Origin of the sequence: Pseudoalteromonas luteoviolacea S2607 (assembly GCF_001625575.1) — a bacterium.
Classification (GTDB): Bacteria; Pseudomonadota; Gammaproteobacteria; order Enterobacterales; family Alteromonadaceae; genus Pseudoalteromonas; species Pseudoalteromonas luteoviolacea_E.
The window spans coordinates 64,388-77,153 of sequence record NZ_AUXV01000018.1 but is presented as its reverse complement, the minus strand read 5'-3'; the positions used below and the strand labels follow the sequence as shown (position 1 = coordinate 77,153).

Genomic DNA, 12,766 nt, shown 5'->3' with positions numbered 1-12,766 from the left:
CAAACTTAAAAGCCCGAAGGACATACTTCGGGCTTTGTCATAAGTCACTTAAGCTCGACTATTTTGCGGCAATTGCGGCACGTGCTGTGTGAAGCTTTTTGTAGCTTTCGATCAATTTAAGGTGTCTGTCTAGACCTTCAAGCTTAGTGCTTGTTTCGGTCAAACCATAGAATCGCACGTCACCATTGATTGACCCAATTACGTTGTCCATCACTTCTTGTCCAAACATTCTCGTTAGATTATGAATGTAATCCTCGATTTCTAACTCTTCATCTAGAGCAATTTCAAGCACTGTGTGCATAGCTTGGTAGAACATGCCGCGCTCAACAGTGTTGTCATTGTATTGAAGGAACGACTCAACTAAGTCCATTGTCTCTTCCAAATCACCCAGCGCTAAGTAAATCAACAATTTTAGCTCTAAGATCGTCAACTGTCCCCAAACTGTATTATCATCAAACTCGATACCAATCAGCGTAATGATGTCGGTATAGTTGTCTAGCTGACTCTCTTCTAATCGATTAACCAAATCAGCAAGGGCTTCATCGCTTAATCTGTGAAGGTTTAAAATATCTTCGCGATACTGCAACGCCTTATTGGTGTTATCCCAAATCAAGTCTTCTGCTGGGTAAACCTCAGAGTAACCCGGAACCAATATGCGACATGCCACACCCAAGTCAGTAAACTCAGCAATATACGCCTCTTTCCCGAGCGCTTTTAAAATACCAAATAGCTGGTCACATTCTTCTTCATTAGTCCCTGAAAAGTCCCACTCTACAAAGTCGTAATCTTTCTTAGCACTAAAGAAGCGCCAAGAAATTACACCTGTAGAATCAATGAAGTGCTCAACAAAATTTTCTGGCTCAGAAACCGCCATGCTGTTAAAGGTCGGACGTGGTACATCATTCAAGCCTTCAAAACTGCGACCTTGTAGCAACTCAGTCAAGCTGCGCTCTAATGCGACTTCAAAACTTGGATGCGCGCCAAACGAAGCAAATACTCCCCCCGTCTTAGGGTTCATAAGCGTTACGCACATTACCGGAAACTGACCACCCAATGAGGCATCTTTGACAACCACAGGGAAGCCCTGCTCTTCTAAAGCTTTGATACCATCAACAATCCCAGGGTATTTTGCCAAAACCTCTTCAGGTACGTCCGGCAGTACAATTTCTTGCTCGATAATTTGCTTTTTGACAGCTCGCTCAAAAATCTCTGATAAGCACTGAACTTTCGCTTCCGCAAGGTTATTACCTGCGCTCATTCCGTTGCTTAAAAACAAGTTCTCAATCAGGTTTGAAGGGAAGTACACTGTTTCGCCATCAGAGTGTCGCGTATAAGGTATCGAACAAATACCTCGCTCAACATTGCCTGAGTTTGTATCGATTAAATTTGACCCTTTTAACTCGCCTTCAGCATCATAAATTTCGCGCGTATTCTCGTCCAAAATCTCAGCTGGAAGTTCATCGTTTGGCCCAGGTTGGAACCACTTTTCATTTGGATAATGAACAAACTCACTGTTCGCGATTTCTTCGCCAAAAAACTGATCATTGTAAAAGAAGTTACAGTTCAAACGCTCAATAAATTCACCCAGCGCAGAACAAAGTGCACTTTCTTTAGTTGCGCCTTTACCATTGGTAAAGCACATTTGTGACGCAGCATCACGAATATGGAGTGACCAAACATTTGGTACAATATTACGCCAAGAGGCCACTTCGATTTTCATACCAAGATCTGAAAGAATCCCTGTCATATTGGCGATGGTTTGCTCTAGCGGTAAGTCTTTGCCCAAGATAAATGTGTTTGCATCTTGCTCAGGCTTTACCATAAGCATCGCTTGTGCATCATCATCCAAGCTCTCTACATCTTCAATCTGGAAGTCAGGGCCTGTCTGAATTACCTTTTTCACAGTACAACGGTCAATAGAGCGCAAAATACCTTTACGATCTTTTTCAGAAATGCTTTCTGGTAGTTCAACTTGAATTTTAAAGATTTGATTGTATCTATTTTCAGGATCGACAATGTTATTTTGAGAAATGCGGATCCCATCAGTTGAGATGTCACGAGAAACGCAGTAGACCTTAACAAAGTATGCCGCACAAAGTGCAGATGAGGCTAAGAAATAATCAAAGGGGCTAGGTGCCGAACCATCACCTTTGTATCGGATCGGTTGGTCGGCAATAACACTAAAATCATCAAACTTGGCTTCAAGTCTCAGATTATCGAGAAAATTAACTTTAATTTCCATTGAACTCTTCCACAGTTGTGCACAGCTACTCGGCCAAATCAAAGTCTCATTTGATAAAACCCAGCAGCAAAATTATCTTAACTGGGTGATTATCTTATTTTTCGTGTCATTAGTCTTGGGTTAATTGCAAATAAGCGCAAATAAAGTTGCACCTTGATTAAGTGCACTGAAAAGTGGCTAACTTTTAAACATTCCCTTTATAAACCCGTACTGGGCACTGAGTGCCTTTGACCAAATGTGTCGTCTCTTCAAAAAATGGGATATTGAGCTTCTCTATCACCGATTAAGAACGCGTATTTTCAGTCAAATGTACCGCATGAACTACGCGCAGCCCTAAATTTGCCTTGCAATAATCAATGAGCCCTTTCGCTGCCTCAAATGCATAGCCATTTCCCCAAAAAGGCACTCCTAACCAATAACCAAGTGTACCTTCGCCGTTGCCTAGTTGAGGAAAGCTCACCGCACCTATAATACGGTTGTCTCCCTGTAAGGTAATTGCGTAGACCACGGCCGATTTTTGCTCGAACGCGCTTTGATGCGTGCTGATCCACGCTATGGCCATATCGGGTTCGTATGGATGCGGTACACTTGCGGTCATGTCAGCAATAATTTTCTGGCCTGCCAACTCCGCTATACGTGGCGCATCATTATCGCAAAAAGGCCTCAAAATCAGGCGTCTAGTTTCAATGTTAGGTTGTATCATGCAATGACTCTGTTTGGGTTATAAGACAGGGTAACCAAGACGAGGTGACTGAGAGGTAAGATCACAGCCCGCTTTTGACCATTTCTTTTACTTTTTGCGCTTTTTCAAAATGGTCAAGCTGATGGGTTTGTATCCACCAAGTTGCGGCTTCCATCAACACTTCTGGGTCATCATTTTTGTTTGCAAAAAATGCGTAAAACGACAAGCCTACGCCCTCTCCTTTTTTATCGATTTTCTGCTCACACACTTTGATTATTTTTTCTCTAAGGCTCTGTCTCACCTGTACTTCCTTTTAAATATTTTAGCCAAGCTATCTTACTTGGAAAAATTAACTGGCTCAATTTTTACTATCGTTGGCGCATTGTTTTTTATAATCGGTAACGACTTCAACGCCATGAACACCCACTTCGTCACCCCCCTAGGAAAGTTTGAATATCCCACATCTGTTATGTGTAACCCATTTGGCAGTTGCGTTTTAAAATACGAGGTCAGTTGATCACGATTAATGCCCCAAGGCATTTTCGGCGTAGTGTAGTGTGGCGTTTTCTCCCAACCAGTGACTGACGTCGACTTATTTGATAGCCACACAGGAATGGTATCAAACATCAAACGCCAATTATCAAATGTTGCGGCAACATCTTTAATCAACTTAACAACTTCCTGCTCTTTGAAATACATAAATAATCCTTGTGCAGAGATAAATAACGGTTTGTCTTTCGGGACATAATCAAACCACTGCCTATCAAAAGCTGAAAACGCTAAGTGAAGATGGTTTTCATCTGGCTGAATGAACCGCTCTCTTATTTCGATAGACTCAGGTAAATCGACACTGAGCCACAGCGCCTTGTTACTGGATACCCTGAACCGCTGAGTTTCTAGCCCTTCACCCAAGTTAACGATCGTTCCTTCTGGGTATCTCTCAAGAAAAGCACTGATCTCCCGATCAAAATCTAGCGAACGAACTGCATGTGATGGCTCAGCTTTACCAAAGCTCTGCTCAAAGTGATAGTCAATGCTTTGATATATTCGTGTTGCGTGTTCATCCTGAATGATGCCGTCACTGCGCATTGCCTCTACAGCACGGTTATGAAGTGTCCAAAGCATGGTCTCTGGCACTGATGTGAGGTTGGTACTCTGTTTCATTACAAGCTCCTTCTTTAATTGTTGCACCATAACCATAACGCGAAAGCGACAAAAAAATTTAGCTTGCGGACGACGCAAAGTGAGGGCTTTAATGAAAACCCTCACTTGCTCTTAGCAGGCCTGAAATTCGGCTCGCAAATCAAATACGACTATTCAATGCACTGCCTAATTTCTGACACTTGCTCATAGCCAATGCCCCAATTGTCCGTATTAACTTCATCAATCAACACGAAGGTTGTTTTGGGCTCTTTGTTAAGCACCTCGACCACCAGTGCTGTTGCGCCTTGTATAAGAGCACGCTTTTGCTCACTTGTTACATTTTCGTCGGTTACTTTAATGTTGATATAAGGCATAAGACCTCCTTCTATCCAATATCCGCATACATTTTATTCACTATCAGCCACTTGCCCTGTTCTTTTAAAAGCCCTAAATAGTCGATGTAAACACGTCCAAGCAATGGGCAAACGAGCTTAACCACCGCCTGCTCATCTTCAATGTCAATAGACAAGATCCGATAATCAAACGGCTCCCCTTGCTCTTTTGGAGTGGGCCTTGTTGCAACAAGCGTCAACCACTGAGCTAAAGTACGTCGCAAGTTTGGGGCCTTTAATTCTAAACTTTCACAAACAATTGATTTGAGCGTATTGACGTCACCATGATATAGCCCTTCAAAATAACGATGAACAACCGATTTCACCTCATCAACCTCTCGTAAATGGGTGCGATGCATAAAACCTCCCAATATTATGTCGATGACTGTTCAGCCAATAATGCTGCTTTGAATGATTGTCTTGCCATTACGCTCTCTAGCATTTGTTGCACATTTTCAGGGATCTGAATATCAACAAAAAAGTGTGCCCCCCAGCGCGCATAAACAGCTAAAAAAATGTCGGCAGCGCCTGGCGTCCTCCCACCAAGGTATCCACCTTCATTTTCTCGTTGCGCCAATCGCAAACCCACTACTTGCCATAACTTGTTGATTTGTTTTGCAGCTTCTTCTATGAACAATTGGCGGGCCTGTTCATTGGCTATCGCATGTGTCGCGAAAAATAACCTGCCATAGGCGGGATGCATCGATGCGTTGGCAAACATTAGGTCCTCAATTGTTTGCTGTTGTAGTCCTACAGACGATGGCCACAATTCACTCGGATGTGTACGTAGCAAATGCAGCATAATCGCTGCACCTTCGGTATATACTTTGCCATTTTCCACCAGCGCTGGCACCACGTTGGCCGGGTTTACCGCGATAAAGTTCTCCGCGCTCTGCTGATTCACTAGTGTAAATGCTTGATTGAGTTCTCGCAGCATGACTTGAATTGCCAGCGAGCACGCACTCGGTATGAAATAAAGGGTATACATCGTTTTCTCCTACACATTATTAGTACTCGTAATTTCAGAAACTTAGGATTCTGAGCGTTTAACAACATCAGTGTAGAAAAAGTCTTATGTCTAATATATAGTCACAATACGAACTCACTGTTTCCCTCAAGGAAACAGTTATAAAGAGAGACAGATGGATAAATTACGTGCCATTGAGGTATTTATTAACGTTGCCGAGCTAGGCAGCTTCACACGTGTTGCAGAACTTAGGCGCACATCAAAATCAATGATAAGTAAAGAGATCACCAAACTAGAAGAAAGCTTGGGGGCACGTTTAATTCATCGTACTACGCGAAATTTGCAGCTCACTCAAGCAGGAGAAGCCTATTTAGCACACGCACAAGACATTGTTTCTCGACTCGCTCAAGCAGAATTGCAAGTTCAACAAATGCGCCACATGCCAAAAGGCGTGCTCAAAATCAACTTACCAATGGCGCTTGGCCTCACAATACTGACTGATGTTTTTAATCAATTTATGGCTGCGTTTCCAAAGATCCATTTAGATATACATTTAAGTGATGAAGACATTGATCTGGTTGAACACGGCTTTGATCTGGGATTTCGGGCTTCAAGCACACTACTAGACTCAAATTATGTTGGCCGACCACTTGCACAATTTAGCTACCGAATATGCGCTTCACCAGAATATTTAAACAACCACACGCCCATCGTTGAAGCAAAAGATTTGCAAGCTCATAACTGTTTTGAATATACCTATTTTAAAAATAAGCACCTATGGCCTGTCGAAAGTGGGGTCGCGATAAGTGGCTCATTAAAGGTAAATAGCACCCCATTTATGTTGGAAATCATAAAAGCGGGTAAAGGAATAGGTTTTTTACCCGACTTTGTATGCAACAAGGCGATACAAAACGGCGAAGTCATTGAAATACTGAGCCACACAAATAAGCCACAACTAACGCTTTATGCGCTCTACCCAGCGAGACATTTTGTACCAGAAACCGTAATACAATGCATCCAGTTTTTAGAGCAGTACTTTTCTAAGACTATTGACCGTTGTTAACTCACACAAGAACGGGCACTTGAAAAGAAAACGTCACCCCACCTGTATCTGTCATTTCAATATCTCGGATGATTTCAACCAAGTGACCGTGCGTATCTAATTGATACCCCTGAGACTCTATCACGTTAAATAACTGCTCAAGCGCTGCGATGTAAGCCGTATCTGAAACAAGGTAAACATCACAGCAAAAATAATAGCCTTCAGCTAATATTTTTGTGTATTCAGACCCACAAACTTGCCAATCCCCCATGTAAGTTTCAATATCTCGCCAGCTTTTTTCTAATTGATTTACAGGCGTCATACCCATCATACGCGTCGACTTTTCACCAAAAGTCTCAAAGATGGTGTCCCATTCTTCGCTGGCATTCGGTAATAGTTTCATGCCTCTTTGTGGATACCACACCAGCTCACAGGGCAAATCTTTTGCCAATTTGTTTTCTAGCGACCCTGACGCTGTTGGGTGTGCTAACTTGCTCATCAACTCCGCGGTTTGTCTTGGAGTACCCGTTACCCCCAACGCGCGTATCTCCTTGGCAGTGCATCCGAGGGTCTTTTTTAATGCTTTACCAAGCGCCTGAGATGACGAATAGCCACATTCGTGTGCAATATCCGTAATTTTGAATTCATCTTCTGCAAAAATATAATGCACAGCATACTGCAAACGCACTCGGCTCAAGTATTGTCCAGGTGTTTCATGAAAAAGCTCTGAAAACTGACGATGGAAGTGAAATGGCGAAATGGCACTTTGTGTGGCTATTTGCTCCCAACAAAGTCCCGCGGCCAAATCTTGGTGCATTAATGTTAGAGCTTTGATAAAACGCGCTTGAAGGTGCTCGGGTAATGGATCCAATAGTGCATATTCGGGCACCATCACATAGGGTTTTGATTTTTTTTCAGACATAAGCAAGCTAGTTGTGGCCAATGCCACAACTATCGCGCGCTACATCTCTAAAATCAAATACCAGCGTGTAAGTAATTGTAGTTAGGCAGTCTCCCCTTGCAGAAGAGAAATCTGCGGTTTAGGTTGTTTGCGACAAAATATACCGAGCAGTATCGGTATCAAAATCAGCGTGACTACAGTAGCAAATAGTTCACCAAACACGAGAGCAACCGCTGCGGGTTTCAAATATTGAGCCTGCTCTGCTTGTTCGAATAATAACGGTAGCAAGCCACAAACCGTGGTAACTGTAGTTAAAAATATCGCTCTAAACCGGCTCGTCCCTGCTTTTATTAAGGCTTCATTCAACGTCATACCACCGCGATAATACTCGTTAAACCTTGTTATCAAAACCAATGAGTCGTTAATGACAATACCGGTCATTGCCATCATCCCGAACATAGAGAGCAAACTGATTGGCAAATCCATAATGAAGTGACCAAATATGGCACCAGCAAAACCAAATGGGATCACAGCCATAATGATAAGCGGCTGCCAGTATGATTTGAGTGGAATAGCCAACAAAATATAGATAAGAATAAGCGTCATCAACATTGCTGATTTAAACCCTTTTGACACCGCAGTGATCTCTTCAAACTCCCCTCCTGCTTTTATTTTTACACTTGGGTAAGTTCGCGCTAATCGTTCTATATCGCCCTGCAGGTGTGCAAGTACTTCTTCTGGCGATTGTATATCTCTATTTTGCTTCCAGTAGAGATTTACAACCTCGGTTCTATCGCGCCTATGGATAATCTCTGGCACTTGTTCAAAGCTAAATGAGGCGACATCTTCAAGCCTAACACTTTGACCTGCTCCAAAAGTTACAAGACTTGCTTTAAGCTGCTCAATGTTTTGGCGGTCATGCTTTGCGTATCGCACCAGTACTTTTGTTTCTTGTCCTTGGTCGAGTATTCGATGCAGCTCTCTGTGCCCAAACGCCTCACCCGCCAACTTCGCAATGTTGTATTGAGTTAAACCCAATTGTTGACCATATTCATTGAGGGTGATTCGAATTTGTACTTGCCCTCCATCCGCATCATCGTAAATATCCGAAACACCAGCCTGTGCCGCTAAAGACTCGGATAATTGTGCACTAACACGCTTGGCAATCTCTTTCTCCTGTGCTGATATCGAAACAAAGGTCCCGCCAGCTGGCGCATCTGACGCTGAGAATTGCACTGAATATGCCCCTTCAATGGCTCCTGTTTTCTCTCGCCAACTGTCTGCCAACATATAACTCGAAAGCAAACTCAAAGATTCACTGGTTAATTCAGCTGTGACCTCAATGTCCCCATAACCGTCAGACCACGCAAGTAAATTTACAACAGGGTGACTCGCTAGCTGATATTGAGTTTGCAGCTGCTCTCCAACTTGATGTGCCGCATACTCTAACTGCGCCAAGGCCTTACTTTGAAGCGGTAATGGCGCGCCATCTTGCAGGGATACCTTTGCGGTTACATAACGGCCAGGGATCTCTGGAAATACGGCACTGCGAATAGAGCCTGTCGACCACATTCCATAAGCAAGCGTTATAAAGGCAACAAAAAAGAGTAAGCTCGCCACTTTATATTTTATCGCTAAAGAGAGTGTTGGTTGATACACACGAGTTTTAAAAGCATCTAACAAAGACTGGGCAACAGTTTGCACTGAACGAATCACACCACCTTTGTTAGCGCTACTGTACTCTAAAGGCGCAAGGTGTGCTGGTAGAATGAACTTACTCTCAATGAGCGAAAATAAGAGCGCAATGATCACAACCACCGAAAACCCAGCCAGCAACTTTGCTAACTCATTATTTATCCACAACATTGGAGAAAAGGCTGCAATCGTTGTCAGTGCACCAAAAATGGTCGCAACAGACACTGATTGAACCCCTTTGAAAGCAGCTAAACGACCCTGTTTATATTGGCTTCGTTTATCATGAATGGCTTCTCCTACCACCACCGCATCATCCACCAAGATTCCCAGCACAAGAATAAAACCGAATAGCGTGATATCATTTATGCTATGTTCGGTCAGCTGCAACGCCCCTAAGGTGCCAAACAGCGCAACTGGAATACCGGCTGAAACCCAAAAAGCTAACTTTAAGTCCAGAAAAAGACCCAAAAGTATGATCACTATCAACAGTCCTTGCCATGCGTTGTCGCCTAATCTAAATAGTTGCTCCTCTATATACGGAGCCATATCTGCCATCGTATTAAGTTTTACGTCCGCAGGCAGTCGCTCGCTGAGTTGTTCTAGTGTTTCTTTGATGGCTGCACTCACATGAAGCAAGTTGTCTGACCTACTTGTACTTATTAACAAAGCAATGGCATTTTGCCCATTATTACGCACAATTGAGCCACTTTGCTCAAAATCGCGATATACATTTGCAATGTCTCCTACACGTACAGTGCCCGTTGCTTTAACAATAATGGGAATATGCTTGAGCTTTGTGACACTGTCAGCGTAGCCATCTCCTTTTAATAACAAACGGCCACTGTCACTTGTCAGTTCTCCACTTCGAGTCTCTTGAGAAAACTGCTCGATAGCTGAAGACAAGTCCTCTAAAGTCAGACCTAGTTGCGCCAGCTTGACCGGCTCTGGTTCAATAACCAGTTGCGGGCTGCGACTCCCCCAATTATCTACTCTGGAGATATCAGCATGTTTCTTCAGCTCTGCCTCTACTTGCTTAGCGATTAACTGCAAGTGGCTGTCAGTTCTTGGGGCTGATACAACTACAAACGCGGCTAAGTTAGTGAATTCATCTTTGGCTACTATTGGGCGCTCTGCCAATTCAGGAAATCCAACAATTGCATTTACACGATTACGTACTTCATTGAGCAACGTATCAATGTCCGTTTCTGAAGTTTTGCGAATCATGACGGTAGATAGCCCAGCCGTTGACTGACTGACGACTTGCTTAATACCCGCTATACCACTGATAGACTCTTCGACACGCTGTGTGATGCCTTTATCTATTTGCGCAGCTGTACCACCTGGGTATGGCACAGTGATAGAAATACTGGATGGTGCAATTTGCGGAAAAGACTCGACTCTCAATTGCCCAAATGCTAAAACGCCGCTGACAATAATCGCAAACATCAATAAGTTAGCCGCAACCGAATTATCAATAAACCACTTAGTTAACCAGCTCATTGACTCTCCTCCTTACTCGCCAACCTTATTTGCGCTACAACAGGGGAGACTTTGTTGCCTACCAACATGGTTAACAGCGGGTATGACACAACTTTTCGGCTTGTTTTTAGCGCTGAATTGAACCGGATAAATGCGTGTTGATCATTTTTAGATAGCACCTCCACGTGCTCTTTGTGCAAAGTGTCCCTTTCATCAACAAGCCAAATCATGCCACCCCTTGTCAAAGCACTTTGAGGCACTTTAAATGCGTTTGACTCAGCAGCGAGCTGTATGTGTACTTGAACCGGTTGATTTGGCATGAGCGAAACAACAGAACTGTACGGGTTGGCAACTTTTAATACGATTTGTCGCTGGCGGGTGTTTACATCCACGTTGGGGGCAATATACCTAACTTCCGCAGGCCAACTCGTACCAGCGCGGTCAATCACGTGCAACGTTATTTGTTGCGATGCTAACTGTGGCGCAAGCTTTCGCCACGTCGACTCAGATACAGGCATAATTACATCTATACTTGCACTACTCGCAATCTGAAATAAGGTTTCTCCGGCGCTTAACCAGTCACCAGGGCTTACCATTCTAGATAGGATAACAGCGTCAAATGGCGCAATAATTTGTGCTTCCTGAACCAACTTACTGGTGCTCTCAAGCGCAAGTTTTGCATGAGCCAAGTCAGCCTTGGCTGCCGCGACCTGCGGCTCTTTTCTGGCGTACCGACTTTGATTTTTATTTGATAACATTCTGACAGCAACCGACTGTTCATGAAGCTGTTGCTCTAGAGCTAGCTCCGCATGACGAACTCGACTTTGTGCCTGAGCGAGTTCCGACGCAAGGTGCGTCATATCAAGTCTTGCCAAAGGCGTCGATTTTGGCACAAGCGTGCCTGGCTCAGCTTCGGTATCTAACCAACTAAGTTGCCCATTACTAGACACTCTAAGCTGCGTGACATAGCGCGCTTGTGTATTTCCCAACAAGGTTAAGTTTGGAGCATGGCGCTCGGGATGCACGATAACCACAGAAACAGGTTGGGCTTGTGGCTCGCTCTTCTGATAAGCTTGCTCTGCAACAGCCAGTTCATCAACAATCACAAGCGCAGTAAAAATGGCTAACACCCCCGCGCCAATTGCCAAGATATTTTTAAACTTCATAACTGCCTTCCTTAGTTAATTGTGTGTCATTGTCACGGTTTAATCGCTGCGTGATTTCGCTTAGTCGTGAGAGGACTTGTAGCGTTACTGGCAACATAATTGCCGTATCTACAAACTCAAGTGAGTAAGTTAAAATAGAAAACACTTCACCTGTGCTCGGACTCGGTAAAATATTCACTAACCATAAATTGCATAGAACAGATATAAATAGCAGCGCAAAAATAAAGCCGTAAACAAGGGCTTCGGTATCAGACAAGGCTATTTCATGTTTTTTCAACTTTTCGAGGTGGGCGCTAAGTGCCGCGAATGGTTTGCCACTTAGTACCTTAACTTGCTGCTCTGTTTGGTCATTCAATTTTCCATTTAAACGCTTAAAGGTGTTATGACAACAACCATAAACCAGTAACATGCCGCTGCTTGCTACTAATACGCTCAAAGCAAAATAAGTGTGGAAAGTCGCGAGAATTATCACGATAGAGACAAGCTGAATTGCAGCCGTCATCAAAGCTGGCAAGTCATTTTCTAGAAAGTCCACAAGTTCCCTAGACATTGTTAGTCGTGCGCTTTTAGAAGATACATCCGCCTCCCTTAGGTTGTGAGCAACTCTCTCAGCAAGCCTTACACGAATGCCACCATACACGCGCGTATCGTAAAATCTGCGCAAAACACTTACGGCCACCAATCCAAATAGGCTTGCCGCAAACCAAAACAATGGTGTTGTGTCATTAGCCAATACGCCGTCAATTGCGTAACCAATAAACAGTGGCAACAAAATAAGTAGAACATTTTCCAAAATAACCATTGACCAAGTTATGGCAATTTTGGCTGGGCTTAATTTCACAATAGACCACAGTGAAATTGAGGGTTGCGTGAACATATCTAACTCCTAAATACTGCTAGAGCCGAAGTATCACTAATTTCGTTTTATAAAAAGTGTCCTAGATTGCTGTTTTATTCTTTTTGGGATGTTTGAAAGGTCTACGGATACAAGTATAAAGGGTTTTATGATGGAGTGTGCCTAGTCGGTAAACTTAAACCAAGCACACAATAAAATGGG

General features: G+C 43.5%; 12 protein-coding genes. 1 reads left to right on the top strand and 11 read right to left on the bottom strand.

What is annotated here, in order from left to right:
- Positions 1 to 58: 58 nt before the first annotated feature.
- The 7 genes from N480_RS11020 to N480_RS10990 form a co-directional block, all read right to left on the bottom strand.
- Positions 59 to 2,242 carry an OsmC domain/YcaO domain-containing protein gene (locus N480_RS11020; RefSeq protein ID WP_063372555.1) on the bottom strand — a complete coding sequence of 728 codons (2,184 nt, stop codon included), beginning with the start codon at positions 2,240 to 2,242 and terminating at the stop codon, positions 59 to 61.
- Positions 2,243 to 2,525: 283 nt separating this feature from the next.
- Positions 2,526 to 2,945, bottom strand: a complete 420-nt coding sequence (locus N480_RS11015) for a GNAT family N-acetyltransferase (RefSeq protein ID WP_196761480.1) — start codon at positions 2,943 to 2,945, stop codon at positions 2,526 to 2,528.
- Positions 2,946 to 3,006: 61 nt separating this feature from the next.
- The gene (locus tag N480_RS11010) at positions 3,007 to 3,225 is read right to left on the bottom strand and encodes a DUF6500 family protein (protein WP_063372554.1); all 219 of its coding nucleotides are present in this window, start codon (positions 3,223 to 3,225) and stop codon (positions 3,007 to 3,009) included.
- Between the two features lie 35 nt (positions 3,226 to 3,260).
- Positions 3,261 to 4,088: a class I SAM-dependent methyltransferase gene (locus N480_RS11005; protein WP_063372553.1), complete on the bottom strand. Its 828-nt coding sequence runs from the start codon at positions 4,086 to 4,088 to the stop codon at positions 3,261 to 3,263.
- A gap of 149 nt (positions 4,089 to 4,237) precedes the next feature.
- Positions 4,238 to 4,441, bottom strand: a complete 204-nt coding sequence (locus N480_RS11000; RefSeq protein ID WP_063372552.1) for a 2-hydroxymuconate tautomerase family protein — start codon at positions 4,439 to 4,441, stop codon at positions 4,238 to 4,240.
- Between the two features lie 11 nt (positions 4,442 to 4,452).
- The gene (locus N480_RS10995) at positions 4,453 to 4,818 is read right to left on the bottom strand and encodes a nuclear transport factor 2 family protein (RefSeq protein WP_063372551.1); all 366 of its coding nucleotides are present in this window, start codon (positions 4,816 to 4,818) and stop codon (positions 4,453 to 4,455) included.
- Positions 4,819 to 4,832: 14 nt separating this feature from the next.
- Positions 4,833 to 5,447 (bottom strand): glutathione S-transferase family protein, encoded by a 615-nt coding sequence (locus N480_RS10990; protein ID WP_063372550.1) that lies wholly within the window; start codon positions 5,445 to 5,447, stop codon positions 4,833 to 4,835.
- A 154-nt stretch (positions 5,448 to 5,601) separates the two neighbouring features.
- Between N480_RS10990 and N480_RS10985 the strand changes: the two genes are divergently transcribed.
- Positions 5,602 to 6,489: a LysR family transcriptional regulator gene (locus tag N480_RS10985; protein ID WP_063372549.1), complete on the top strand. Its 888-nt coding sequence runs from the start codon at positions 5,602 to 5,604 to the stop codon at positions 6,487 to 6,489.
- A gap of 1 nt (position 6,490) precedes the next feature.
- On the opposite strand, the gene N480_RS10980 is transcribed toward N480_RS10985, so the two are convergent.
- The 4 genes from N480_RS10980 to N480_RS10965 form a co-directional block, all read right to left on the bottom strand.
- Positions 6,491 to 7,390 carry a helix-turn-helix transcriptional regulator gene (locus tag N480_RS10980; protein ID WP_063372601.1) on the bottom strand — a complete coding sequence of 300 codons (900 nt, stop codon included), beginning with the start codon at positions 7,388 to 7,390 and terminating at the stop codon, positions 6,491 to 6,493.
- A gap of 81 nt (positions 7,391 to 7,471) precedes the next feature.
- A complete protein-coding gene (locus N480_RS10975) occupies positions 7,472 to 10,564 on the bottom strand; it encodes an efflux RND transporter permease subunit (protein ID WP_063372548.1) in 3,093 nt (1,030 codons plus the stop codon).
- The gene (locus N480_RS10970) at positions 10,561 to 11,709 is read right to left on the bottom strand and encodes an efflux RND transporter periplasmic adaptor subunit (protein WP_063372547.1); all 1,149 of its coding nucleotides are present in this window, start codon (positions 11,707 to 11,709) and stop codon (positions 10,561 to 10,563) included. Before N480_RS10970 ends, N480_RS10975 begins: the two co-directional genes overlap by 4 nt.
- On the bottom strand, positions 11,699 to 12,586 hold the full coding sequence (locus tag N480_RS10965) for an ABC transporter six-transmembrane domain-containing protein (protein WP_063372546.1): 888 nt from the start codon (positions 12,584 to 12,586) through the stop codon (positions 11,699 to 11,701). The genes N480_RS10970 and N480_RS10965 overlap by 11 nt, the downstream gene beginning before the upstream one ends.
- Positions 12,587 to 12,766 lie beyond the last annotated feature (180 nt).

Excerpts from the sequence above, each read along its gene's own strand:
- N480_RS10965 (WP_063372546.1), bottom strand. The coding sequence starts at position 12,586 with ATGTTCACGCAACCCTCAATTTCACTGTGGTCTATTGTGAAATTAAGC.
- N480_RS11005 (WP_063372553.1), bottom strand. The coding sequence starts at position 4,088 with ATGAAACAGAGTACCAACCTCACATCAGTGCCAGAGACCATGCTTTGG.
- N480_RS11015 (WP_196761480.1), bottom strand. The coding sequence starts at position 2,945 with ATGATACAACCTAACATTGAAACTAGACGCCTGATTTTGAGGCCTTTT.
- N480_RS10980 (WP_063372601.1), bottom strand. The coding sequence starts at position 7,390 with ATGTCTGAAAAAAAATCAAAACCCTATGTGATGGTGCCCGAATATGCA.
- N480_RS10975 (WP_063372548.1), bottom strand. The coding sequence starts at position 10,564 with ATGAGCTGGTTAACTAAGTGGTTTATTGATAATTCGGTTGCGGCTAAC.
- N480_RS10995 (WP_063372551.1), bottom strand. The coding sequence starts at position 4,818 with ATGCATCGCACCCATTTACGAGAGGTTGATGAGGTGAAATCGGTTGTT.
- N480_RS10985 (WP_063372549.1), top strand. The coding sequence starts at position 5,602 with ATGGATAAATTACGTGCCATTGAGGTATTTATTAACGTTGCCGAGCTA.
- N480_RS10990 (WP_063372550.1), bottom strand. The coding sequence starts at position 5,447 with ATGTATACCCTTTATTTCATACCGAGTGCGTGCTCGCTGGCAATTCAA.
- N480_RS11000 (WP_063372552.1), bottom strand. The coding sequence starts at position 4,441 with ATGCCTTATATCAACATTAAAGTAACCGACGAAAATGTAACAAGTGAG.
- N480_RS10970 (WP_063372547.1), bottom strand. The coding sequence starts at position 11,709 with ATGAAGTTTAAAAATATCTTGGCAATTGGCGCGGGGGTGTTAGCCATT.
- N480_RS11020 (WP_063372555.1), bottom strand. The coding sequence starts at position 2,242 with ATGGAAATTAAAGTTAATTTTCTCGATAATCTGAGACTTGAAGCCAAG.